Raw genomic sequence first — 24,119 nt, forward strand, 5'->3', positions numbered from 1 at the left:
GTCAAATACATTAGAAAAGCAGATGAAAGAATTCTTGATTAGCTTGCTCAACTTTTTCGGATTGGCTTGGTGGGTTGAAGTTAAAACTTCAGCGCCGCGGTGCATTTACTATTTTGGCCCGTTCTTAACCGATGGAGAGGCGGAAGCTGCAAAAGCAGGATATGTAGAAGACATAGAAAATGAAGGGGCAGAAGGTGTTAGTGTTTCGATTCACCGCTGCAAACCAATTACTTTAACTGTTGCAGAAGATTTGGGAAAGCTTGGTGATGGAGGGCTGTGGCCGGTTTTGAGCGGTCAGTAGAAGCAGGGGGAATTTTGAGTTTTGACAGGGCTACGCTTCCCTCGCAACGCTGTGCGGTTTTGATCTATGAGTTGTTATAACTTCAAAACTCTTGACTGTTGCGTGATAAATTGCTTGTGACAAACTCAAAACTCAACACTCGCAATTGCCAACTGCTTCGGGGTGACTCTCAATCCAGCGATCGATGTCTGCGAGTACCCGATCGGGAATTTCCCAAGGGAACAAATGGGCTGTATTGGGATAGCACTGCCACTGACAATTGTGGAGGTGGCGGGCTGTTTCTAAACTTGATGCCGAGGTGATGTGCCGATCACCCTCTCCGGCCAACACCAAGCTGGGACATTGAATGTCGCCGAGGTGGATCAGTCGATCGTATCCAGCCCTCAGAGCGGTATTTAACGCCTTGGTGGCTGTGTTGGAAGTCTTGAGGTAGGCGGGGGTACCTGCCTGTGCTAAGTAGCGGTAAGGGGTGGCGTTATGCTGCTGTATCAAGTAGCGAAAGAGCGATCGCCTCGCAAAAGTATCAATATTCCACTGCCAACCGGGTATCGCCCAATTGATAATTCCGGCTAAACCAGTGTAAAGGTTATCTTGCCAAGAGATGGGAGGGTGACTTCCTCGCGGTTTTGCTGCGGATGCGAGTACAATCAAACCGGTGACTCGCTGGGGATATTTCATGGCTAATTCCAGGGCTAAAATCCCTCCCAAAGACCATCCGATCACCAAACACCGATCGACTTCTAATCTGTCTAATAGTGCTTCTAAATCGACCAGATGATCGGTCATTTCAAAGAAAGTTGAGGTGCGGCTGTTGCCGTAGCCGCGCAAGTCTGGGGCGATCGTCTGGAAGCGTTGTGATAGGTGTTCTGTAAAGACAGACATACAATCGCCGGAACCTGGATGGCCGTGCAAGCAGAGAATCGGAAACCCTTTGCCTTTGACGGAAACACTGAGTTTTTGATGCGGCATTTTTTAACTGTTTGGGCGGTGCGTTGTCCCCCGCTATAAATTGTATATTCCAGCGGTTAAAAGCTGGGGTTTCGGACCATGTAATCGGCAATTTTAGAAATAGACTGGCGCATTTGTAGCTCGCCGCTGCGGCTGTCAATCACAGTAATCACATAGGCCTCGTCGTCAATGCTCATCGCTAAAGTTGTGCCGAGCACCCGGGAATTTTGGCCTGTTTTTTCGCCCAACCACTGAGCTTTAGTTCCTTGCAAGGCAGCAAATCCCAGAGCGTGATCGTACTGGCGGTTGAGAGTTTCTATTAACAGTTTAGCACCGGGTGTTTCGCCGTTGTAAATTTGCACCATCATTTCGGTGAGTTCGTTAGCAGTCAGGCGGTTGCGACCTGAACCGGGGTTGGAGGGCATAATTCTTTCCCCCATCAACTTGAAGTTGACGCGGGTGACTTCGTAACCGCTATTATCTAAATATTGATTGATGTAATCCGAACCCAAATAATCTATCAGTTGATTGGTGGCGATATTGCTGCTGCGATAGATCATTTCTTCTAACAGTAGCTGTAGCGGGTAATTGCGATTGGACGTAATCTTTGCCGATGCGTCTTCGGTGAAATTACCGCGACTGACTAATACTTCCTGGTTCAGACTAATTTTTTCTTTTTCGACTTTTTGCATCAGGGCAACAGCAATCGGCAATTTAATTAAGCTGGCCGGACTGGCAGGAGGCACATCGCCCCGGAGGTTTACGCACTCTCTAGAAAGGTTGCAAACACCGATCGAAGCTTGAGCCGACAAACCGCTTTCCCGGGCAAGCGCACCCAAAAAATCAGATTTTGCTTGCTGCACTTGAAAGGTTGCTGCTGTTAAATTTTCCCGGTATTCTTGAGTTTTTGAGGCAGTGACGGAAGCTAAAAATGAATTTTGAGGAACTTCCTGCAAGTTGTTGAGCGCCTGATGCCAGAAAAATTGAGTTTGCTGCGAAGATGCGATCGACTGATTTGGCTGCCGTTTAGTTTCTATGGCTCTGTTGGCTAAACGCACTGCTTGCTGTAAGTTGTCGTTGGCCCTCTGTTCTACTAATATTTGAGCTTCCACCGCTTGCAACTGCTGTAGCAGTTGTTCTGGAGGATTGGCTGCGAAGGGAACTAAGCCGGAGAGGATGGTTGGTTCTGGGGAGGGAGAGGAGGGTTGTTCTAATTCGGCAATTAGCCCATCGCGAATTTTGTAGAGTTCGTCTAGGGAACGCGGGTTAGATGATTGAGAGAATGAACTTGCGATGGTTAACATCTGAACCAGTCCAATGCCGGCTACTACTGCCGCCATCTTGTTGGCGATCGACAAAAAACACCTAATATCTCGCATATTTAACATCCTCAACACCACCACATTCAATATAAGCAGCTATTGTTACATCAGTCAAACAGTTTTAGATTTTAGATAAGAGAACAAATCTAAAATCTCAAATCTAAAATCTCAAATCTAAAATGGTTTTGCTCGCGCCAATGTGGCACAATAACCAAAATAAAGGGAGCGATCGCACCAAAGCAATCAACCCCCTTTAAATATTGGGAACTATCTACTTTTTGCGCCGCCGTCGCCAGTCAGCACCCAACCGCTTGAGATAATCCCAGCCGCGTTGGGGCCAGACATGATCGCTACCGATTTTTTCGGCAATCCAGCGAGCGACTTTGGGGCCTGTCCAGTCTCCGCCGTCGGGGGCAGGGCCTTGCAGCGCTTGTCGCAGTTCTTCTTGCTGTTCAGGATTCAGCAAGGATTTCGCAGGAGGGGGCTGGCGGTCTCCGCTGCGATTTCTCACAGAGTTAGGCCCTTCTCGGTTGTAGCGCTGGACAATTTCTTTGGCGTAGTCGTAGTTGAGGCCTACGACTTGGGCTGCTTGTTTGATAGTCCAATTTCTGGAAACTAACAGCAGCAAGTGCCAGCGGCGCGACTCTGTGGTGTTTTGTGCCTGCCGGTAGCGAATTTTGAGTTCCTCTGCCGTCAGGTGGGATTCTAAGTGAGCTTTAGGTGGCATTCCTCCAACGGGGCATCGGGAACTTCTTACCATATATCTTGGGTTTTGGGGATAATTCCGGATGAAATTATTTTCCTGGGGATCGTTCGGGCAAATAAGTAGCTTTTTTACCCCAGATGCACGCGGCTAGTCGCACTTGAGGAAGGACTGCTGTTTTTTTGCAGGTGCGCCCAACAAAAGACCTCGGCGGGGCGGTGAGCATTTCGAGCTTTTTTGTGAGCCCCAGATTTCTGACAGGCTTTTTAACCCCTGGCACAATGGGCGTGTATGGGAAAAGGTCGATCGCTATTTTCTTCGATCGCCCAGCCGCCATAAATTCACTCGGATGACTGATAACTTTCAGTCATTTTTGACTAAAAAAGTGTTCTTCATAATCTGACCCTAATTATTAGGGTATCGACCGCCCTAATCTAATATTTTATTATCATAATTTTTTATTTTCATTTCGTTTGTTTCTAGATTTACAGGAGGCGATTAATCTCCTCAAAGATCAGCTTTAAATGCTGTCAGTTATGTTATTTAAAATCACTTAAATTTAATAATTATGTATTTTATCACAACTATAATAGTCTCAACACTCCCCGGAATAAAGCAGTCATAATCTGGGATTAGTTTATTTTTAATGCCATTTTTTTCTACCATAAATCCTGGGTGGCGTCGAAGAGAAGCTGGGTTCTAATATTTTATAATTTAGATTACAGAATTGGGAACGACTGCTTTCCTAATGAGTGTGATCTTGCATACACATTCTTGGAGACAGAACATAATTATGTAGAGACCGGATTGCACACCTTACCCCTTACTCATATAAATCTCGCGTCAAACCACTTTTGGCATCAGTCCTGATACAGTTGTATGCTTGGTTTGTTAAAAGATTAGGTAAAAAACTCGATCGCTATTTTGTGTTCGGTGGGATTTGGGGAATTTAATCTATTGTAGATAAAATGACCGATCGCGCGTTAGCGGAACCCTCTTCGAGGCTCGAACTTTCGCCACAAAAATAGCCGACTTTGCCTTCGGGCTGTAAGCAGGTACAATTGCCAGTTATATTAACTGTATTGTCTCAAAGTAGAAATAATAAAGGTACGAGCATGGCATCCATCCGCGAGTTGCACCGACAACTGGTCAATAAAGAACGCTCTGCTGTGGAAATTACTCAAGAAGCATTAGACCGAATTACCCAGCTAGAGCCGAAGTTGAAAAGCTTTCTGTGCGTGACGGCAGACAGCGCATTGGCGCAGGCCCATAAAGTGGATGCCCAAATCGCAGCCGGAGAGCAAATTGGCCTGTTGGCCGGCATCCCGATCGCCGTTAAAGATAATATGTGTACCGAGGGCGTTCCCACAACCTGCGCCTCTCGAATTTTGGAGAATTTTGTGCCTCCCTACGATGCCACCGTCGTCTCCAAACTCCAAGCAGCCGGTGCGGTGATTGTGGGTAAGGCGAATATGGACGAGTTTGCAATGGGGAGCTCGACAGAAACTTCTGCCTATCAAGTTACCGCGAATCCTTGGGACTTGGAGCGCGTGCCCGGAGGGTCTTCTGGCGGTTCGGCCGCAGCAGTGGCAGCCGGAGAATGCGTCGTGAGTTTGGGTTCGGATACAGGGGGCTCGATCCGTCAACCTGCTGCTTTTTGCGGGTTGGTGGGGCTGAAACCCACTTATGGGTTGGTTTCTCGCTACGGTTTGGTGGCCTATGCTTCTTCTCTCGATCAAATCGGGCCCTTTGGCCGGACTGTTGAGGATACGGCGATTTTGTTGGGGGCGATCGCCGGTTACGATCCGAGAGATTCCACGAGTCTTAATGTCCCAATTCCTGACTACGCTCAAGCTTTAAGACCCAGTTTGCGACCGAAGGGTCAGATTAGAATTGGTGTAATTAAAGAAACTTTTGGTGTAGGGCTGGACTCGGGGGTTAAAGACGCTGTTACTAAGGCGATCGAGCAATTTCAACAATTGGGCGCAGAAATTCAAGTCATTTCTTGTCCCCGGTTCCGCTACGGTTTGCCCACTTACTACATCATTGCTCCCTCGGAAGCTTCGGCAAATTTGGCGCGATATGATGGAGTCAAGTACGGTTTCCGGTCTCCAGACTCAGATAATCTTTTGGATATGTATGCCAAAACCCGCTCTCAAGGGTTCGGTGCGGAAGTTAAACGCCGGATTGCGATCGGCACTTACGTATTGTCGGCTGGATATTACGATGCCTATTATCTAAAAGCTCAAAAAGTTCGGACTTTGATTAAAGAAGACTTTGAAAAAGCTTTTTCTCAAGTTGATGTTTTAGTCTGTCCCACTGCTCCTACTACCGCATTTAAGGCAGGCGAAAAATTCAATGACCCTCTGAGTATGTATTTGTCAGATTTGATGACTATTCCCGTGAATCTTGCTGGTTTGCCAGCTTTGAGTTTGCCCTGCGGATTTGATGATAAAGGACTGCCCGTGGGTATACAACTGATTAGTAATGTTTTGCAAGAATCTCGGTTGTTTCAAGTGGCTCACGCTTACGAACAGTCTACGAATTGGCACTTACACCACCCGGAGTTGCATTAATTTTTGAAAATCGGCGGAATACGGTGGCGGAAGTTAGTAATCGATCTTGGCTAATTGTCTGAATTAATAATTTGCCATTAGCTGTTGAGCGATCTCTAATTTCCCGCGTGCTCTATCTATGAACAATCTGCTAGTATTCCTTTTGTCTAAATCGCTAATAGCTTTTGGGATAGTTTTGGCCGTTGCTTATTCTGGTGCTTGTGTATTCCTATTTGTAGCGCAAGGTAAGTTTATCTTTTTTCCTGCGCGGGCGATCGAAACTACGCCAGATGATTTTCAGTTGAAATATCAAGATGTTTGGCTGCCAATTCCAACTAAAACAGGCGCGGTGGACAGCGTGCACGGGTGGTGGATTCCTGCTTCGGAAAATCCCCCCAGCCCCCCCTTAGCAAGGGGGAGAGCAAGAAAGGGAGAGGCTGTTCCCTCTGTTAACACCGGAGACTCGGATACCCCCCCCAGCCCCCCCTTGCCAAGGGGGGGAGCTAGAGGAGTCGGAACGTCCCCGCAAAGTGAGAGACCGGCAGTCGCTCCGGTTCCCCCCCTTAAGAAGGGGGGGTTAGGGGGGGTAGTTTTGTACCTGCACGGCAATGCTTCAAATGTGGGATCAAATGTCGAACACGCTCATCGATTTCATCGATTAGGTTTGTCGGTATTTGTGATGGATTATCGTGGTTATGGAAAAAGCCAGGGCGATTTTCCGAGTGAATCTCAGGTTTATGAGGATGCTCAACTTGCTTGGGATTATTTGGTGAAACAGCGGGGGATTAACCCGAATCAAATTTATATCTACGGTCATTCTTTGGGAGGGGCGATCGCGATCGATCTAGCCGTGCGTCACCCGGAGGCTGCAGGGGTAATTGTAGAAGGCTCTTTTACTTCGACGCGGGCGATGGTGAATTTCCAAAAAGGGCTGTTTTGGATGTTTCCGATCGATGTTTTGCTGACACAGCGGTTTGATTCTCTTTCAAAAGTCGATCGCCTGCAAATGCCCGTGCTCTTTATTCACGGGACTGCTGACAATGTAGTTCCAGTGGAAATGACCAAAAAACTGTTTGATGCAGCACCGGAGCCCAAACAGTTGTACATAGTTCCTGATGGAGGTCACACTAATGTGGCACAGATCGGGGGCGCAGAATATCTGCAAATACTGAGCCAATTTTTAGGTTCTTCAAAGTAGATAAAAGCTATTGGCGGTCACAGGTTAAGTTTGATATCTGTACCGCCTGCTCGCACTTCTAACAGTACATATTTAAAGCAGAGCAGTGAGCCCGATGATACCGCTTAGTGCAACCTTAATACATTCAGCCACCAGTCATTCAAGGCATAGCAGTAATTACAGTAATTGTTCGTGCTGATCGCTGGTTCTTTCTTAACTTCGCAGCCTCGCCGAGATGTTTTTCTGTTGGGCATCCGGGCGCCGCAGAGATTGGCATCTGTGAGATTAGTTTTGTTCAATCTCGCATCCCTCAAGTCGGCCGATCTAAGGTCGGCACCGCTGAGATTTGCACCGCTTAAATCGGCTTCTTGGAGGTCGGCACCGGTGAGATTTGCACCGCTTAAATCGGCATTTCTCAGGTCGGTTCTATTTAGTTTGGCGGCGCTCAAATTACTGCATTTTAAGTTAGCCAACTGGAGGGATGCGCCTCGAAGAAAACTCTCGCTGAGGTTAGCATTTTCTAAGTTGGCTCCCCTGATGTCTGCCCTGCTCATGTCGGCTTTGCTGAGGTCGGCATCAGCCAAAAAGGCGTTTCTCATGTTGGCGTGGTTTAAATTAGCTTCCATTAAGTCAGCCGCAGTCAAGTCGGCATCAACTAAGTCGGCCCTGTTGAGAGTGGCGCGGCTCAAGGAAGCGCCAAACAAATCTGCACGGCTCAAGGAAGCGCCAAATAAGTCGCATCCCGGACATCCTCTGGTTTCTAGCAGCCGCTTGACTAGAGACAGATTTTGAGCTTCTAAGGGAAGTGCGGCGCAAAATGGGAGTAGCATGATCGCTGCAGTCAGAATTTTCAGTTTGATTTTGGTCATAGTCGGGGTAAGTCCTGTAACTGCCTTTCATCACCGATTTGTCTGCTGGACTTACGTGCGGCGGACCAAAAACCCGGTTTCCTCGTTAATTCCTCGCTGTCAAACCCAATATTCTCAGCAGAAACTGGGTTGTTTGCGTAAGTCCTAGTCTAGTGGATGGACGCGACTCGACGGTGTAAGGTTCGATCGCGCTCACGAATATTACTTACGCGTTGGGGATGGAAGCCCGCACCTCAAGGCTCCCTTGCAGCGAGCGGCGAACTGCAGGATTCCCTGAATACCAGGGATTCGGGAGCTGGCGACGGCTGCAGCAAGTGGCTGACTGCGACAACGGATAAGTATTTGTAATCGATCCAGTTGGATTTTGCTGCCGAGGGCGATCGTTCTCCGTACAGGCGATAGGTAAATAAGCCAATTGGCTTAGACTCTTAAGACATATTGCTGATGCGCTGCCTTCTATAAAGAAGATAGCATTTTTGTGTGATCCCCGAAATAATACCGAGCCAGCAAGTATAAAAAAAATACCACGTGTCTCGGCGGGTGGGAAAATTGGGTACAGCTAATACTTTCAGACGAGGAAAATAGATGTCGAACAGCATAGATCAACTTGCAGAAGGCGGCAGGGGGATCAAACTCATGTGGCAGATTGCAGACGAGCTCAGTTACACCCGGACTCTCGACAATCGAAATTGTTTGTCGCTGAGCAAAAGTTACGAAGTAGAAGGTCGCAATCGCTCACAAGATATAAAAAAAGCTAGCATTTTAGATGGGTTAATGAATTTATTAAACACCTGGGATTGGCAGACTGAAAAACAGCAGGAAGAAGAGCTGCATGAAACTTGTATTCAACATATTAGCCTGCAAGTCAACACAGATGTCAATGCTTTAACCCAAGTTTTGTTGTGGTTTGAACAGTTGAAAGATTTATCGCTCCCCAATGAACTTTGGTGGAACTTTCAGTTGGGGTTGGCTGAAGGTTTCACTAATGCAGTTCGCCACGCTCACAAAAATTTGCCAGTAGAAACTCCTGTTCAACTGGAAATTAGGGTGTTTAACGGACGGTTGGAGCTCAAAGTTTGGGATTGCGGGCCGTGTTTTGATTTTGATGCTAAGCTGAAGGAAATTCTGGCAGCAGATAGAAATAACGGCTTGGATTTAGAGGTTGTGAACGATGCTTGCTTGAGGCCTAGCAGACAGAAAACTTTGGAACAGTCTCTATTTCTAATTGCTGGGTAGCTTTGGAGTGAGGGACAATTAACAGACTGGCACGGTGAAAAATGTGTTATGCTAAAAACGGTGTTAGGGGAAAAGTTACGGGTTTTGTCTCCGCGTGGGTGAGGGTTTTTGAATAACGCCGACCTGCTGCGGCTTGGGTTAAGAGCTATGGTCTTGGGTGATTCTATAGCGGTTTGATAGAAACGGGTGCATCTGTAGAATTAAATATTAAAAACTCAACATTAAAAGTTAAAAATTATTCACACTAATTTTTGATATTTTAATTTATCATAGTATCTGGCCGCTCACCAATTACTAATGATTTCCAAAGAAACTTTATTTGTTCTGTCTCTATTTCCCTACTTGGGATTTCTCTGGTTTTTGACTCGATCGGGAAAAACACCCCGTTTAGCTCTGATGGGATTTTACGGCACTCTCGTTTTTGTAGCGGTGACGATTCCCGCCGCAATTTACGCAAAAGTTGCCTACAACGAGTCACTAGCAAATGTCGATTGGCTGCACGGTTCTGCAGAACTATTCTTAACACTTGCCAATATTTTATTAGTTTTAGGCTTTAGAGAAGCGGTGATTAAAGCCAAAGCATCCTCACAGAAGGGCGGCGAGGAGCAAGAGTGTCTTTTAGACGGGGGAGAATAGCCGGGAGCATCTCACTTTTGTATTTGCTCTCCCTGCGAGCGTCCCGCTCGCTATATGTATATATAATATATAGCGAGCGGGACGCTCGCACTCCTAAAAAATGCTTTTTGCTCTCCGCAGAAATGCTCCCGAATAGCCGCAGTTAACAGTTAACTGTTGACATACCAGTTTGTGATTCGCCAAGAAAGCAAAATTTTAGGAAAGCATTAGAATATATGGAAACTCACCGAAAAAATGGGCGGAGCGTAGCGGAGGGCTGAAGCCCCGTCCTTCGCTCGACGGCTTTTGGTTCGGAATTGTCCGAAATTCCGGTTAATTGTGTTGTATAATCTTTTGTATTAATATGTGAGTTTTCAACAGTCGTGGAACAAGTCTTAACGCTAGTTTGCAAACTTCAACCGACACTTGAGCAAAGCGCTAAAATCGATGCTTTGCTTGCCTCGTTTGCGGATGGTTGCAACTACACCAATGAGACTGTCAAACCATCGGTGACAAGCAAAACCACGATTCAAAGTTTGGTGTATCAAACCTTGCGAGAACAGTTTGGATTGAGCGCCAATCAAGCGGTTAGGGTATGCGCTAGGGTTGGAGCTAATCGTAAGACTGCCAAGCTCAAAAGGAAGCCCGTCAAGACTTTCCGTCCAACGAGTGCAGATTATGATGCCCGCATCTTTTCGTTTCGAGAAAAGGATTGGGCGGTCAGCCTGACCCTGTTGGGTTGCCGTGAGCGCATTAAGTTGAGCCTTGGCAACTATCAGCAAGGTAAACTCAAAGGTAGAGCGCCAACCTCGGCTCAATTGTGCAAGCACAGAGACGGGCAATACTACATCCACATCCAACTCAAAGACGAAACGCCAGAACCGACTAAATCGGACAACGTGATTGGCATTGACTTTGGACGCAGAGACATTGCAGTAACGAGCAAGGGGGAGAAATGGGACGGCAAACCCATTCAGAAGGTTAGAGACACATACGCCAAAGCAAGAGAGTCTATTCAGCGCCAAGCCTCGAAAGGCACACGCAGTTCTCGCAGAAGATGCCGGGGATTGCTGCAACGGCTGTCGGGGAAAGAAAGACGCTATCAAGCCTGGCTCAACCATAACATCAGCAAACACATTGTCTTGGATGCCAAGGCGTCGGCCACGATTATTGCCATTGAGGACTTGACGGGCATTCGAGAACGTACCAACCAGCAACGACGCTCTTTGACAGAACGAAGACGGTCTAACAGTTGGGCGTTCTACCAGTTGCGTTATTTCCTGGAATATAAAGGCATCAAGTACGGCGTTGAAGTTGTTGCAGTGCCACCGGCTTACACGTCGCAGACTTGCCATCAGTGCAACCATTTGGGAGTCAGAAGCCAGAAGCGATTTAAGTGTGCAAACAAGGCTTGTGGTTGGCATGGCGACGCTGATTTCAATGGTTCGATGAATATTGCCAATATTGGAGCCGTCGTAACTCGGCTTCGAGGTTCGGAGTGCCTTAGCTGTTCTCTCAGCTACGATACTTCAGGGCTACTGAAAGCCCCTCGCCTTCTGGCAGGGGATTAGTTACATCAAGCACTTCTAGTGTCGTCACCTTGGTTTCTTGCCACGGGCTCAACCTGAGAGCCGAGATTTTGGGTTAAGAAAGCCAGTTTCTCAGGTATTATCGAGAATGGTGCTCTGGGCGTGAGTGGAAACAGACTACCATGTTGCTAAGTTTAGCTGTAGTGGGAATCTCCAGGCCGGAAAAAAGATGAGCTATTGCCTCAATCCCCATTGCCAAAAGCCGCAGAATGCTGACTCAACCAATTTTTGTCTGGCGTGCGGCTCTAAATTGCTACTGAAAGAGCGTTACCGCGCCATTCAACCTATCGGTGAAGGAACATTTGGCAGAACTTTTTTAGCTGTCGATGAAGATAGGTTGAAAACTCCCTGCGCCATCAAACAATTTTTCCCCCAAGTTCAAGAAAAAGCGGAATTAGAAAAGGCAACTGCACTGTTCAAACAAGAAGCTCATCGGTTGCACGAACTCGGAGAACACCCGCAGATTCCAAGTTTGCTGGCGTCTTTTGAACAAGCCAAACGTCTGTATCTTGTGGAAGAGTTAATTGAGGGAAATAATTTGTTTCAGGAGTTGCAGCAGCGGGGAGCTTTTAGCGAGGAACAGATTTGGGAATTGTTGATCAATTTGTTGCCTGTTTTGCAATTTGTTCACGAGCAGCAGGTGATTCATCGGGATATTAAGCCGGAAAATATTGTGCGGAGAACTCCCCAAACCTTGTGGGCTGCCGCGGGATATGGCACCTCAACTCCTGGTAAAGGAAAAGGAGGGGCAAATTTACCTCAATCTTCTGCTGGTATGAAAGGGCTAATTGTCGCGGAATCTCCTGCTGTACAGGGGAAAGCCAGGGGGGGTCAGTTTGTGCTAGTAGATTTTGGAGTTGCTAAGCACATTACCGGCCTTTCTGAGGCGCAAACTGGGACGATAACTGGAACTGCAGGCTATGCGCCCATCGAACAAATTCGCAGTGGCAAGGCGTATCCGGCGAGCGACCTTTACAGTTTGGGCGTTACCTGCATTCACCTGCTAACTGGGGCCGCATTGAAGGATTTGTTCGATGCTTTGGAATGCAAATGGATTTGGCGATCGCACTTGGCGCAAAAAGGCATAAAAGTCAGCCAAAAATTAGCAACTATTTTGAACAAATTGCTCAAAGATTCGGTAAGAGAGCGATATCAATCCGCTGCTGAAGTGTTGCAAGACTTGGTAAATGTTGGGCAATATCCCCGCTCTCAAATTAGTTATAATTCGCCAACAAAAATAGCTATTAATTCGCCAGTAACTAACTCGCAGCCCCATACAGCAACCGCCGTCTCGGCCGCGCCGCCCCAGAAGATTCATGTTGTGCCATCCGCTGGCAATCCGAAATTATTGTCGTCTAATAACTGGCGGTGCGAGCGCATTCTCCAGGGCCATTCAGCCCCGGTTAATGCTGTGGTTATTAATCCTCAAGGCAATATTCTCGCGAGCGCCAGCGACGATAAAACAATTAAGCTGTGGAACCTGCAAACAGGTGAATTCATCCATACTTTTTTCGGTCATTCCGCAACGGTTGATGCTGTGGCAATCAGCCCAGACGGGAGAATGCTAGTTAGCGGCAGTTTTGACAGAAAAGTCATTGAGTGGAAGCTGGATAAAAAGGCGATGATTCGCGAATTTTACAGCGATTTTGGTTCGCCGTACAGTCACCGCTACGGCCCCGTGTACTCGGTGGCTTTTAGTTGCGACTCTGGAGCGATTGCGAGTGCCAGCGGCGACAAGAGTATTAAATTGTGGAACCAGCGCAACGGAGAATTGGTTCAAAAACTTTCGGGACATTCTGACAAGGTTTTATCTGTTAGTTTTCGCCCTCAAAGTATGATGCTTGCCAGCGGTAGTGCTGACAAAACTATCAAGATGTGGCTTGTAGGTATTGGGGAGAGTGTACGGACTTTTGTCGGTCATTCAGATTGGGTTTATGCGATCGCATTTAGTCAAGACGGCAAGATGATTGTCAGTGGAAGTGCCGACGCTACTGTTAAATTGTGGAATGCCGATACAGGGGAATTGATTAATACTTTGAGAGGGCATTCTGATGCGGTGATTTCGGTGGCTATTAGTCCCGATCGCGAAACTATGGCTAGCGGCAGTCGAGACGGTACGGTTAAACTCTGGAACCTGGAAACAGGAGAATGTTTGTGCTCTCTTGCTGGGTGCAATCCGGTGGCTTTTAGTCCTGACGGTCAAACTTTAGTCACCGGTGGCGAGGGGGGCGAAGTGTTAGTTTGGCGGGCGTCTGTTTAGTTGGGCGAGATAAGTGACATACTTGTGAAGGCGAGCGGTGTTAGTGTCAAGTAAGCGACTGGCCCAAGAATGTATATTAAGTTGCGATCGCATTTCTCGAAATACCGCAGCATCCCCGCGATTCTCTAGAGGAAAAACCCAAGCATCAAATCCAGCCGACTTAAGACGGCTAACAGTTCCCTCGCCATCTTGCACCCACAATTGACGGTTAATGCGAAGGGGTTGACAGGAATATTCACCGACAACAATTCCTCCCACAGAAACGCTCGCACCTTCTCCCCGATTGGAAAGTTCTTGTAAAATCGCTTTGAGGGAATTGAGTTTTTTCCCGTCTTGTATTTGCTGGGGTGTCAGCTTGACAATCACCATTTCTAAAACTTCGACAGGTTTTGTCGATCGTACAATGTTGACCGGTTGCGCCGCCCAAGAATTTTGTGTTTCCGGTTGCGCCGCCCAAGAGTTTTGTGTTTCCGGTTCCGTCGCCCAAGAGTTTTGTGTTTCCGGTTGAACCCTCTCGATTTCCTCTGCAACCTCTACTGTTTCTACTGGCTTTGCAGTGTCTACAATTATTTGAATTTCCTCGCCATCTTTCTCGATTTTTCCGCTAATCAGCAAGACAGCATTCTCTATAATATGCGGTTTCACTTGTTCGTAAGTCTTGGGAAAAACCACAGCTTTGATTTGATGTGTCAAATCTTCTAATTGCAAAATTGCCATCTGCTCGCCTTTCTTTGTCACCACAGGTTTGATAGCGCTGAGCATGACAATAACTGATACTTTCCCTTTTTTATCTATTAGCTGTTCCAGAGTCAGGACATCTGGGTCTTGATTGACTTGGAGCAGAACTTTCAGGGGATGTTCCGATACATAAAAGCCGAGCAATTCTTTTTCTAACTGCAACTTTTTCTGTGTATCAAAATCTTTTACAGTCTTTGATTTGGGGGCAGAATCATAGGTACTTGCCGACTTTCCGAAGCTCGTACCCAACAAGTCAAACAGATTACCTTGGCCGCTTTCTCTATCTTTCTTGCGGTCTTGCGCCCATTTCATCACCCCTTCGAGGTCGTTTACTAATTGATTGCGGTTGTTTTCAATTTTATCAAAAGCACCGCATTGAATTAATGCTTCTAGAGCGCGGCGGTTGACAGAATGGAGATTTACGCGATCGCACAAATCAGCCAGCGATTTAAACTTACCCCCTTCTTTCCGCGCAGCCAAAATATTTTCAATCGCAGCTTCTCCCACATTTTTAACAGCAGAAATTCCAAACAATATTTTATCTTTTGCCGAGCCAGTTATCTGTTTGGGAAGCGGTGTAAAAGTAAGTTCCGAGCTATTAACATCTGGCGGCTCAACCTCAATACCCAGCTTGAGACAATTAGCAATATATTTCTGTACTTTATCCTGATCGCCCCTGTTAGCAGTCAGCAGTGCAGCCATGTATTCTAGAGGATAATTCGCCTTTAAATATGCCGTTTGATACGTGATATAGGCATAGGCCATTGAATGGGATTTATTAAAACAGTTAGATGCCACCAAACTATTTTCTAGGATAAAGTTATGTTCTCGTTCAACGCCTATGTCATAGACTTCTTGAGTTCCTAGTGATTTTCGACTAATAATTTTAACCATGTTTGTAACTCCTGAGAATAGCCTCTATTTTAGTTTTCTTTCGTTGCAATCCCAAGCGGGGATATTGATACACAAAATCATAGAATGCTTGTATATTTTTTCGACTAAAGATTCTCCAATAATAAACTTTTTTTAATTGATGCTCTTGTACAGAACCCATCCCTAGGTGCATTGCTAGTTCGCGGGCAAATTCAAAGGAACCCACAATGCAGACTAAACCGCCACTTCTACCTTTGTTTGCATAAGCACAACCGTCACCGTCAAAATAGCCTAACACATAAGACCCTAAATATTTTAAGTTAGGGAAATAGGTAACTTCCGAAAAAGTTCTTCCTGTTATGATGCCGTAGCCCTGTAAAGAGCTTGCCAGCTTTTCAGAAGAAAAATTTATTCGGTAGTGAGGAGCATAATTTTGAGGCTGAATAACTCTAATTTCACCAGAGTATTGTAGCTCTATGCTGAGCATTTCTGTAAGTTCTTTGTCAATAGATTCAAAAGCTACATAATTAGTTTGAGTAACGCAGCCATCAGCAGCAATCAATCCTAATAAATAAGCTTTAGCTTGAGAGTCAATTACATCAAAATAGCTCTCATTTAAAGTATAGCGGTTTCGCCGCTTAGTATTAATCTCCGCTTCTTTTAAAACCCTTGAAACTGCTCTTTCGCTCACACCAAGGTAGTTAGGAATGTCTCGACACTCCATGCCCTGATTAAAAGCAGAAATGATTTGTTCCTTGTGTTCCGATTTTAGCTGCCTATAGTCGAGATACATTTTATATATCTGAGCTAGAGTTGATTTGTTTTAAGTCTAATCCTTGTTCAAAGATTTCGTCAATGGGCAGCATTTGACCGCCAACAGTCATAAACTTGTGATCTTTTGTGGCGCGAATTATCGAGCCATCTTCCAGGCAATACTCAAAGACCTCCTGCTGCCCCCGGCGATGCCACTGTGCAATTGACTGTGTATAAATATAACCGTTGCTATCAACACTATAAACAGTACATTCAATTTTTTCCTCAACAATTTTGCCAATAGCCATCGGCCCATATTCCACTGTCAATATCTTCGTGTCATAGCTCAAGCAATATTCCGCGAATTGCAGCATCTGCGCGAACAGTTTATCAGCAATTCTTTGACTGACTCCATTCTTAGTTGCGCCGTCGATAAACGTTTCTTTTTGCTTCTGCATTTCATCAGCTTTCTTCTTTCCCATTGCACGCCGCAGCAAGTCAGCTTGCCCCAAAGAATAGCCCGCCAAATCTTGAGCCATCCGCATAATTTGCTCTTGAAAGCAAAGCGTTCCGTAAGTCTCTTTTAAAATCGGTTCTAATAGCGGATGATCGTACTCAACTGTTTTACCGTGCTTGCAGTCAATAAACTGAGGAATCAAACCTGCATCCAGCGGCCCAGGTCGGTAGAGTGCCAAAATAGAAGAAATATCATCCAGACAGGAAGGTTTGAGTTTTTTCACTACATCCAGCATTCCAGAGGATTCTAACTGAAAAATACCTTCCAAATCTCCTCTTTCTAAAAGTCTATAAGTTTTATCTACATCATTTGGTAACTTTTTGATTCTGGCAAAAGTCTCTTGAGCTCTGCGCTCTATATCAGAAGGTAGCATTTCTGGATCTACAATTAGATTTTGGGTGTGCTTAATATAATCAACTGTTTTCTGGAGCGTTGTTAAATTTTTCAATCCCAAAAAGTCCATTTTCAGCAGCCCCAAAAATTCCAAATCTTCCATGAAATATTGGGTAATTACAGCACCCTCATTATTCTTTTGCAGCGGTACAATTTCATCCAACGGCTCTGAAGAAATTACCACACCTGCTGCGTGAACGCCATAGGTTTTGTTGGTTCCTTCAATACGAATTGCCATGTCAATCCACTGACGAACTGGGACAGAAGTCCCTGTTTCTTCATTGATGCAAATTGTATTTTCATAGTTGTCTTTAAATTCCTGTGCAGGTGTGTCATCGGAAATCATCACTTTAAGTTTTTCCGGTTTTCCCCGCGACACGGGAATTAATTTTGCCATTTCGTCAGCTTTTTTGTAGGGAATACCTAACACTCTGGCAACATCTTTCAAGACAGCTTTTGATGTCATTCTGTTGAAAGTAATAATTTGCGCTACGCGGTCGCTACCATATTTTTCAGTAACGTATTTAATCATGTCATCTCGCCTTTCTATGCAGAAATCGCTATCAATATCTGGCATAGATTTCCGTTCGGGATTGAGAAATCGCTCGAATAGTAGTCCGTGGTGTACGGGGTCTATATTGGTGATTTTGAGGACGTAAGCAACTAGAGAACCTGCGGCAGAACCGCGTCCTGGCCCTACTGGAATATCATTGTCTCTAGCATATTTTATGTAGTCCCAAACTACTAAAAAGTATTCCGAAAAGCCCATCTGCTGAAGCATTTTCAGTTCGTATTCTAGTCTTTGTTTGTAGACGGGGGGGATTTCATTTCTGGTGCGGGCTTTGAGGCGTTCTAAGAGTCCCAGCCAGGATATTTCTTCTACATAAGTATCGGCTGTATGTTCTGGGGGAATTGGAATTGTGGGAATTCGAGCTTCTCCTGTGAGCTCGTATCTCGATACTTTATTTGCGACCTCTAGGGTATTTTCGATCGCCTCTTTGATTGTTTCATCATCCAAATGGTCTCGAAACAGTTGCGCCATCTCGTCTGCGGACTTCAAATACTCAGTGCCGCTGTAGCGCATCCGCTTGTCTTCTTCAATCAGTTTGTTGGTGTTAATGCACAGCAAAGCATCGTGTGCTTCTACGTCGTTGCAGGAAATATAGTGAGAATCATTGGTTGCAATTATTTTAATCTTGAGTTCGCGGGCAATTTTAACGATTTCAACATTAACAATCCGGTCTTCCGGGGAACCGTGGTCTTGAATTTCTATATAGTAATCTTCCCCAAATACTTCTTTATACCATGTGGCCACTTCGCGGGCAGTATCCAGCTTGTTTTGCAGAATCATTTGGGGAACTTCCCCACCCAAACAAGCACTGGTAACAATTAAACCTTCGGAGTATTGTTTTAGCAGTTCCTTGTTAATGCAAGGTCTGGCAAAAATACCTCTTTCAGGCATTCCCTTTAAGTGAGAAATTGTGGTTAGTTTGACGAGGTTTTTATAACCTTGGGTATTTTTAGCTAAAACAACTTGATGGTATTTTCTTCTACCTCGAACTTTGACTTCTATGTCGCCGTTGACGACGTACATTTCATTGCCAATAATCGGCTTGATATTTTTATTTCGGCAAACTTTGATTAGCTCGATTGCCCCGTACATCACCCCGTGGTCTGTAAGGGCGATCGCGGGCATCCCCAATTCCACCGCCCGTTCTGCGAGCTGTTGTAGCTGAGAAGCCCCATCTAGTAAGCTATAATCGCTGTGAATGTGCAAACCAACGAAGGACATAGGGATTTAAAATATAAGATTTGAGAATTTAGATTCTACACCATCGGCGTGTCAAAGGGTAAAATAAAAAACAAAGCTTTATATCACTCCTGAGCTGGTTTGTGCTGGGGCTTCTAGAAGTGCAAAAGATGAGGTTGTCGCGGTATTGAGGATTGAATGGGTAAATTCTTCTCGCTCGCGATCAAACTTTTACAAACTTGCTTGTTGCAAATAACGCTCCAAGTCTCTAACTCGTTCTTGTGTCACCCTCGCTCTGCAATAACCGTAGGTAGAAGCAGCCAAAGTTCCACCTTCAAACTGTCCCATTTCATAATTGCAAGATTCATCTCTAAACTTGAGCCAACTACGCTGTGCTACTATCAATCTTTGCTTTTGTTTGCTGTTGAGTTTCGGCTGAAGTTGCTGATATACTTGATTGAGTTTTCTGTCGGCTGCCTGAAACTCTTGACTGGAACACGCATTCTGCTCCTGTGTAGTTTGAGGACTTTTGCAATTAGGCTGTTGGGCGAGTTGCAAGGAAGTGTTGCTGGCTTTGCTGGGAACCAAAAATCCGGCTGTTAACAACAGCGAACTCGCGGCTAATTTGACCCAAATAGTGATTTTTTTCAAAATATTTACCTCTTTTTCAATCTTTAATTTTTTCGGGTTGGGCCGATCGCCAAATCCACCAAGCCGCCGCCCACAAAGTAAAATTGCCGATGAGAGTCATCGCCGCTTGCAGGGTAACGATCCATTCTAGGGCGGGAGAGTTGTCAAAATAGTGCCATGTACAGGCACACATAGCACTGACAAGAGCGGGCAGCATTGCGGCGGAAAGGGCCCACCAAGCTCGGTTTTGAGTGACTTCGCCGTAAGTCCAAATTAACCAGATGGCGGCAATCCACTCGACGACGCTAGAGACGTGAATAATCCAGGTGGGAATTGACAAAGCGTGCATTTTTTGTATTGTGAACGAAGATGAAAGATTTATCGATAACGAAGATGAAAGATTTATCTATCGGGACTTACGCAACTGTCATATAAAGTATGATGCGTCATACAATTTTAGATTAGCGATTCGAGATTTTATTAGATTTGCGATTTGAGCTGACTGATGACGTAAAGCCTTGAAGCTTGCTGACAGTAGCATTTTTTTGGTAGTAGGATCAAATCTCAAATATCAAAAAAATCTAAAATCTAAAATCTAAAATAGTTAGATTCCCCATCACAAACAAAGAAAAGAGTAGAAATGCGAGCAATTTTGTGCGGCTATTACGGTAAAGGCAACGGCGGCGACGAGGCGCTGTTGGCATCGCTACTGCAAATGTTACCAGATGGGGTGACGCCGATCGTCCTGTCTGGCAATCCTGTCGAGACAAATCAGCGGTACGGGGTAGCTGCGCGCGATCGCATGAATGCCTTTCAAGTTCTCGAAACACTCCGCACCTCCGACGCGCTAATCTGGGGCGGCGGTAGTTTAATCCAAGACGCTACTAGCATAGCGAGCCCTTTCTATTATGGGGGTTTGATGGGATTAGCGCAGCGGATGGGCTTAAAAACTGTTGCCTGGGCCCAGGGAATTGGGCCTTTGAAGCGCGAAATGACTCGCAAGTTATCTCAGCGCTGTTTTGCTGGATGCACCGCCGTCAGCGTGCGGGATAAAGGTTCAGCTACTTTACTTGCAGATTGGCAAATTCCCTTTACTTTAGCGCCCGATCCCGTGTGGGCTTTGGAGAATTCTCCCGTGTCGGGTTTGTGGGATTTACCTGCGCCCAGAGTTGCTGTTTGTTTGCGTTCTCATCCTACACTAACTCCCGCGCGTTTGTCAATCTTAACTCAAGCTTTAGTTGACTTTCAAAAAGCAACTCGCACCTTAATTTTGCTGCTGCCTTTTCAAGCGTCTCACGACTTAGAAATTGCCCAACATTTGCACGAAGCCCTGCCAAAAAGGAGCCGCATCCTCAGTTTAGACGATCCGAGAAAATTGAAAGGAGTATTCCGGGGAGTCGAAATGGCGATCGGGATGCGCTATCACAGTTTAATTATGGCAGCATCGGAAGAATGCCGCTGTTTTGCCCTCAGCTACGATCCGAAAGTCAGCCAGTTAATGGAAGAGCTAGAAATGCCGGGATACTTATTATCAGAATTGCCAGACGATCCTTATTTAATCAGCAAAACCTGGATGGAACACTATGCTAACGGCGACGCCTTATCGCCAGACAGGATAAAATTTATAGTAGAGCGATCGCTCTTTCATCGCGAAGTATTGCGAGCCGCACTCCAGCAGTCTCCGTAAGAGGTAAAATACCGTGACAGCCAGTACAGCAAACTTAAAAATTACGTGGGAAAAATTGCCAGACGACTTCATTTTAGACGAGGAACCTGTGGAAAATATTGACCAACCCTTGCTCGCTGCAGCCTTGCGGGAAATCCTAGAAATCGCAGGGCTAATTTTAACAGGAATATTAGTTGCCCCAAACATGGGAATTTGCGCTACATTAAACGGTAAGCTAGTTATCAAAGCTCCAGATTGGTTTTATGCCCGCAACGTCCAGCCGCTTTCTAGTCAAGAAATTCGCCGCAGTTACACTCCCAACTTAGAAGGGGAAATTCCGGCGATTGTCATGGAATTTTTATCAGCTAGTCCCAACGATGAATATTCGAGTAAACAAACTTATCCGCCTGGAAAATGGTTTTTTTACGAACAAGTATTGCGAGTTCCAATCTATGCACTTTTTGAGCCTGCCGCTGGAGTGTTAGAAGTCTACCAGTTGGATTCATCAGGAAAGTATGAAGTACAACCACCAGATTTAAACGGCCGTTATTGGATCGCAGGAGTTGGGTTATTTCTGGGGGTTTGGCAGGGAACAAAAGCCGAAAGAACTGGATATTGGTTGCGGTGGTGGGATGAGAGAGGAGAGATGTTATTGTGGGGAGCAGAAATGGTAGAAAGGGAACGGCAGGAAAAAGCAAATGTTCAACAGCGAGCCGATCGACTAGCCGCGCAATTAAGAGCAGCAGGCATTGAACCCGAAGCCTAATGCAATAATGAGCAATTTAAAATTGTCCCTCTGCAATTTAATATTGCTCATTAATTAAAAAGTATTGAACAACCTCGCAAAAATCAATATTTATCTGCGTTAATCCACGTTTATCTGCCTTCATCAGCGGTTAAAAAATACATTCAGGAGACAGCAAAATTGGCAAGAGTAAGAGTGCGGGAACACGTCAATCCCCTATCAATTAGATATCAAGCATCGGCAAGTCCTCCGGATTGGACTAAAATCTATGCCGACTTAAATTTACCGCTGCATTTAGATATCGGCTGCGGCAGAGGACGGTTTTTGTGGCACATGGCGCAAATCCAAACAGACTGGAATTTTCTAGGATTAGAAATTCGGGAACCTTTGGTAGAGGAGGCGAATCTTTGGCGGGACGAAAAAGGCTTGACAAATTTGCATTATTTGTTTTGCAATGCTAATAGTTCCCTAAAGCCAATTTTAGAAACTTTGCCCGCAGGTATTTTGCAGCGAGTTAGCATTCAGTTTCCCGATCCGTGGTTCAAGAAAAAGCACCACAAACGGCGGGTGGTGCAGCAGGAATTAGTCAACGAATTGGCAACTTATCTGGCAATTGGCGGCGAAGTTTTTATCCAGTCAGATATTGAAGAAGTAGAAAGGGAAATGTGCGATCGCTTTTCATCTCACCCCTGTTTTAAACGTCAAAATGGGGGCGAATGGTTAGCAGAAAATCCCCTGCCTGTTCCTACTGAAAGAGAAATTGCTACTCTGAAACGGGGCGAACCAGTTTATCGAGCACTGTATCAAAAATAATGCTCGCTTTCGCAAACTCACCTTTGTGATAAATGTTATAACTTACATCTTGCACCTTGGTTAGGAACAGGCAAGATGCCTGTTCCACAAAACTTAATTTTCTTGTGTAACGGGCATCTTGCCCGTTAATAAAAAAATTATTTCTAAGTTAAACCCAAGATGGCAGCCACATCCTAATTTTCCATTCCATTTGCGACAAAGGCAGTCCCAAATAGATAGGCATCCAGAAAATAAAAGCACCCAAAACCAGAAAAATAATTGTTACCCCCATCCCTCGGAGTCGAGTTTGAGGGCTGTGCAGCCACCTGTCAACCCACCAAGCAAGTGCTAAAGCTGCAAACACAGAACAGCCCATATAATGGTACAAAAATATGCAGCGAGTCACCTTCACCCAAGGCAGCAAATTAGCGGCCCAATTAACTATTAAATATAACCCCAGCCACATTTCAGCAGTCGGCGGAAACAAAATCGGTCGCTGCTGTTCTATCGTGTCAACTGAAGCCTCGCTGCGCGTTTGCAGCCACACCCAAATCCGGTGAACTAAAACTCCTATTACTAGCAGTAAAGCTAAGGTGGACAGCCACCAAAGCAAGGGATTTCCCATTGCGTGAACGTCAAAAATTACCTCAGTTGCACCTTCAGGTAAAGGCGGCAAAACCGGATCTGGTTGGGCATTGTTGGTAGCTTTTCTGAAGAAGTAAACTATGGGGCGCAGCATCAAAGGCCAACTGTACCACGTGGAACAATAAGGATGTACATCAGGGCCGCTTTTAATCCGCTGGTGATAAGTCAAAATTTCCGTTTGCATCTGCCAGAAATTGGGAGTTGGATTAAAGTACAGGTGAGGAATCCAAGAGATGCTGTAAACTAGAATAGGAATAATAGCTAGACTCAAGCAGAGTTCTATAAAATTGAGTTTAGTCAGTTTTTGTACTGGACTTTCGGCAGGAATTAGAGGTGAATCTACCTCGCGGCTTTGTTCTTCATTTCCTCTGTTACCCTGGATAAAACGCACTGTCCAAGCACAGATTAAAATTAGATAAGTACCGAAAAGAAACCATAATCCGTTCCATTTGATAGCCGCCGATGCGCCGAAACCAATTCCGGCGAGAACCAGCCAAAGCCAGCGCTTTTTGCCTTCTGCTTCTACAGCTTTTAAAATAAATAACTGACCTAAAATTCCAAATAAAACCAGATAAATGTTGTTCAGCGCGTAGCGAGACTCAACTAAAAACAGACCGTCGCAGGCGATCAATAAAGCAGCAATAAAAGCAAAGGTGCGGCGCCGAACTAGCTGATAAGCTAGGGCTCCCACAACTAGGGGAATAAAGGAACCTGTGAGAGCATTCAGCCAGCGGTAATCCCAAGGGGAAAGCAGGGAGCCAGCCTTACTGTTGACGGCTGTTTGTCCGAAGGGAAGGTGAGTGCCGATCCAAATGCCGATCGCAATTATGTACTGGCTCAGAGGCGGGTGAGCGTTGAAAAAAGGAGTTTTGGTGAGATAATTGTTGGCAAATTTAGCGTAATAAACCTCGTCAAATACTAAATCGTTAAATCGCTCTAGTTCCCAAAATCGGAGAGTTAAGGAAAAGAGAAAAATGCCGAGCATTGCTAGGGAGAAAATAACATTCGATTGGTTAAATTGTTTTTTCTGGATTTTCATAAA

At 45.5% G+C, this 24,119-nt stretch carries 20 protein-coding genes; 10 read left to right on the forward strand and 10 right to left on the reverse strand.

From position 1 onward, the window contains the following. The first annotated feature begins 22 nt into the window (after window positions 1-22). Complete coding sequence (locus NDI35_RS17945) at window positions 23-301, forward strand: DUF1816 domain-containing protein (RefSeq protein ID WP_333037226.1); 279 nt, start codon at window positions 23-25, stop codon at window positions 299-301. 132 nt (window positions 302-433) lie between these two features. Here the strand turns inward: NDI35_RS17945 and NDI35_RS17950 are convergent, their stop codons facing one another. From NDI35_RS17950 to NDI35_RS17960, 3 genes are all read right to left on the reverse strand, one after another. After that, window positions 434-1,270 carry an alpha/beta fold hydrolase gene (locus tag NDI35_RS17950; RefSeq protein ID WP_445313922.1) on the reverse strand — a complete coding sequence of 279 codons (837 nt, stop codon included), beginning with the start codon at window positions 1,268-1,270 and terminating at the stop codon, window positions 434-436. A gap of 56 nt (window positions 1,271-1,326) precedes the next feature. Continuing rightward, the gene (locus NDI35_RS17955) at window positions 1,327-2,628 is read right to left on the reverse strand and encodes a serine hydrolase (protein ID WP_445313923.1); all 1,302 of its coding nucleotides are present in this window, start codon (window positions 2,626-2,628) and stop codon (window positions 1,327-1,329) included. Between the two features lie 214 nt (window positions 2,629-2,842). Then, window positions 2,843-3,298: a helix-turn-helix domain-containing protein gene (locus NDI35_RS17960; protein ID WP_039886916.1), complete on the reverse strand. Its 456-nt coding sequence runs from the start codon at window positions 3,296-3,298 to the stop codon at window positions 2,843-2,845. 1,091 nt (window positions 3,299-4,389) lie between these two features. Here NDI35_RS17960 and gatA point away from each other — a divergent pair. Together gatA and NDI35_RS17970 are read left to right on the forward strand one after the other, a co-directional pair. Continuing rightward, window positions 4,390-5,850: an Asp-tRNA(Asn)/Glu-tRNA(Gln) amidotransferase subunit GatA gene (gene gatA, locus NDI35_RS17965; RefSeq protein ID WP_333082744.1), complete on the forward strand. Its 1,461-nt coding sequence runs from the start codon at window positions 4,390-4,392 to the stop codon at window positions 5,848-5,850. A 118-nt stretch (window positions 5,851-5,968) separates the two neighbouring features. Next, entirely contained in the window at window positions 5,969-7,027 is a 1,059-nt protein-coding gene (locus NDI35_RS17970; protein ID WP_445313924.1) for an alpha/beta hydrolase, read from the forward strand. 104 nt (window positions 7,028-7,131) lie between these two features. Here NDI35_RS17970 and NDI35_RS17975 read toward each other — a convergent pair whose 3' ends face one another. Continuing rightward, window positions 7,132-7,875: a pentapeptide repeat-containing protein gene (locus tag NDI35_RS17975; RefSeq protein WP_445313925.1), complete on the reverse strand. Its 744-nt coding sequence runs from the start codon at window positions 7,873-7,875 to the stop codon at window positions 7,132-7,134. 585 nt (window positions 7,876-8,460) lie between these two features. On the opposite strand from NDI35_RS17975, the gene NDI35_RS17980 reads away from it, so the two are divergent. The 4 genes from NDI35_RS17980 to NDI35_RS17995 all read left to right on the forward strand — a co-directional run bounded on the left by NDI35_RS17980 (window position 8,461) and on the right by NDI35_RS17995 (window position 13,575). Continuing rightward, window positions 8,461-9,111 (forward strand): ATP-binding protein, encoded by a 651-nt coding sequence (locus NDI35_RS17980; protein ID WP_445313926.1) that lies wholly within the window; start codon window positions 8,461-8,463, stop codon window positions 9,109-9,111. Between the two features lie 297 nt (window positions 9,112-9,408). Next, window positions 9,409-9,747 carry a DUF3593 domain-containing protein gene (locus tag NDI35_RS17985; RefSeq protein WP_333073253.1) on the forward strand — a complete coding sequence of 113 codons (339 nt, stop codon included), beginning with the start codon at window positions 9,409-9,411 and terminating at the stop codon, window positions 9,745-9,747. 362 nt (window positions 9,748-10,109) lie between these two features. Then, window positions 10,110-11,297 carry an RNA-guided endonuclease InsQ/TnpB family protein gene (locus NDI35_RS17990; protein WP_445313927.1) on the forward strand — a complete coding sequence of 396 codons (1,188 nt, stop codon included), beginning with the start codon at window positions 10,110-10,112 and terminating at the stop codon, window positions 11,295-11,297. Window positions 11,298-11,484: 187 nt separating this feature from the next. After that, entirely contained in the window at window positions 11,485-13,575 is a 2,091-nt protein-coding gene (locus NDI35_RS17995) for a protein kinase domain-containing protein (RefSeq protein WP_445313928.1), read from the forward strand. Here the strand turns inward: NDI35_RS17995 and NDI35_RS18000 are convergent. From NDI35_RS18000 to NDI35_RS18020, 5 genes are all read right to left on the reverse strand, one after another. Then, a complete protein-coding gene (locus NDI35_RS18000) occupies window positions 13,552-15,207 on the reverse strand; it encodes a helix-hairpin-helix domain-containing protein (RefSeq protein WP_445313929.1) in 1,656 nt (551 codons plus the stop codon). The two genes, NDI35_RS17995 and NDI35_RS18000, sit on opposite strands and share 24 nt — an antisense overlap. Continuing rightward, window positions 15,200-15,979 (reverse strand): LAGLIDADG family homing endonuclease, encoded by a 780-nt coding sequence (locus NDI35_RS18005; protein ID WP_445313930.1) that lies wholly within the window; start codon window positions 15,977-15,979, stop codon window positions 15,200-15,202. Before NDI35_RS18005 ends, NDI35_RS18000 begins: the two co-directional genes overlap by 8 nt. Before the next feature lies 1 nt (window position 15,980). Then, a complete protein-coding gene (locus NDI35_RS18010; protein ID WP_445313931.1) occupies window positions 15,981-18,641 on the reverse strand; it encodes a DNA polymerase III subunit alpha in 2,661 nt (886 codons plus the stop codon). 189 nt (window positions 18,642-18,830) lie between these two features. Next, window positions 18,831-19,250 carry a lysozyme inhibitor LprI family protein gene (locus tag NDI35_RS18015; RefSeq protein ID WP_445313932.1) on the reverse strand — a complete coding sequence of 140 codons (420 nt, stop codon included), beginning with the start codon at window positions 19,248-19,250 and terminating at the stop codon, window positions 18,831-18,833. Between the two features lie 16 nt (window positions 19,251-19,266). Continuing rightward, window positions 19,267-19,578 carry a DUF2499 domain-containing protein gene (locus tag NDI35_RS18020; RefSeq protein ID WP_445313933.1) on the reverse strand — a complete coding sequence of 104 codons (312 nt, stop codon included), beginning with the start codon at window positions 19,576-19,578 and terminating at the stop codon, window positions 19,267-19,269. A 291-nt stretch (window positions 19,579-19,869) separates the two neighbouring features. On the opposite strand from NDI35_RS18020, the gene csaB reads away from it, so the two are divergent. The 3 genes from csaB (at window position 19,870) to trmB (ending at window position 22,453) form a co-directional block, all read left to right on the forward strand. Beyond that, window positions 19,870-20,916, forward strand: a complete 1,047-nt coding sequence (csaB, locus tag NDI35_RS18025) for a polysaccharide pyruvyl transferase CsaB (protein ID WP_445313934.1) — start codon at window positions 19,870-19,872, stop codon at window positions 20,914-20,916. A gap of 13 nt (window positions 20,917-20,929) precedes the next feature. Then, the gene (locus tag NDI35_RS18030; RefSeq protein WP_445313935.1) at window positions 20,930-21,661 is read left to right on the forward strand and encodes a Uma2 family endonuclease; all 732 of its coding nucleotides are present in this window, start codon (window positions 20,930-20,932) and stop codon (window positions 21,659-21,661) included. Window positions 21,662-21,820: 159 nt separating this feature from the next. Next, window positions 21,821-22,453, forward strand: a complete 633-nt coding sequence (gene trmB, locus NDI35_RS18035; RefSeq protein WP_445313936.1) for a tRNA (guanosine(46)-N7)-methyltransferase TrmB — start codon at window positions 21,821-21,823, stop codon at window positions 22,451-22,453. Window positions 22,454-22,601: 148 nt separating this feature from the next. On the opposite strand, the gene NDI35_RS18040 is transcribed toward trmB, so the two are convergent. Next, window positions 22,602-24,116: a dolichyl-phosphate-mannose--protein mannosyltransferase gene (locus NDI35_RS18040; RefSeq protein ID WP_445313937.1), complete on the reverse strand. Its 1,515-nt coding sequence runs from the start codon at window positions 24,114-24,116 to the stop codon at window positions 22,602-22,604. Window positions 24,117-24,119: the final 3 nt, after the last annotated feature.

It is taken from the genome of Microcoleus vaginatus FACHB-2002 (assembly GCF_040004035.1).
Taxonomy (GTDB): Bacteria; Cyanobacteriota; Cyanobacteriia; order Cyanobacteriales; family Microcoleaceae; genus Microcoleus; species Microcoleus vaginatus_C.

Coding starts and splice junctions, on each gene's coding strand:
- gatA (WP_333082744.1), top strand. CDS start 4,390: ATGGCATCCATCCGCGAGTTGCACCGACAACTGGTCAATAAAGAACGC.
- NDI35_RS17955 (WP_445313923.1), bottom strand. CDS start 2,628: ATGCGAGATATTAGGTGTTTTTTGTCGATCGCCAACAAGATGGCGGCA.
- NDI35_RS18010 (WP_445313931.1), bottom strand. CDS start 18,641: ATGTCCTTCGTTGGTTTGCACATTCACAGCGATTATAGCTTACTAGAT.
- NDI35_RS18005 (WP_445313930.1), bottom strand. CDS start 15,979: ATGTATCTCGACTATAGGCAGCTAAAATCGGAACACAAGGAACAAATC.
- csaB (WP_445313934.1), top strand. CDS start 19,870: ATGCGAGCAATTTTGTGCGGCTATTACGGTAAAGGCAACGGCGGCGAC.
- NDI35_RS17950 (WP_445313922.1), bottom strand. CDS start 1,270: ATGCCGCATCAAAAACTCAGTGTTTCCGTCAAAGGCAAAGGGTTTCCG.
- NDI35_RS17975 (WP_445313925.1), bottom strand. CDS start 7,875: ATGACCAAAATCAAACTGAAAATTCTGACTGCAGCGATCATGCTACTC.
- NDI35_RS17960 (WP_039886916.1), bottom strand. CDS start 3,298: ATGCCACCTAAAGCTCACTTAGAATCCCACCTGACGGCAGAGGAACTC.
- NDI35_RS17945 (WP_333037226.1), top strand. CDS start 23: ATGAAAGAATTCTTGATTAGCTTGCTCAACTTTTTCGGATTGGCTTGG.
- NDI35_RS17985 (WP_333073253.1), top strand. CDS start 9,409: ATGATTTCCAAAGAAACTTTATTTGTTCTGTCTCTATTTCCCTACTTG.
- NDI35_RS17995 (WP_445313928.1), top strand. CDS start 11,485: ATGAGCTATTGCCTCAATCCCCATTGCCAAAAGCCGCAGAATGCTGAC.
- NDI35_RS17980 (WP_445313926.1), top strand. CDS start 8,461: ATGTCGAACAGCATAGATCAACTTGCAGAAGGCGGCAGGGGGATCAAA.
- NDI35_RS18000 (WP_445313929.1), bottom strand. CDS start 15,207: ATGGTTAAAATTATTAGTCGAAAATCACTAGGAACTCAAGAAGTCTAT.
- NDI35_RS18040 (WP_445313937.1), bottom strand. CDS start 24,116: ATGAAAATCCAGAAAAAACAATTTAACCAATCGAATGTTATTTTCTCC.
- NDI35_RS17970 (WP_445313924.1), top strand. CDS start 5,969: ATGAACAATCTGCTAGTATTCCTTTTGTCTAAATCGCTAATAGCTTTT.
- NDI35_RS18020 (WP_445313933.1), bottom strand. CDS start 19,578: ATGCACGCTTTGTCAATTCCCACCTGGATTATTCACGTCTCTAGCGTC.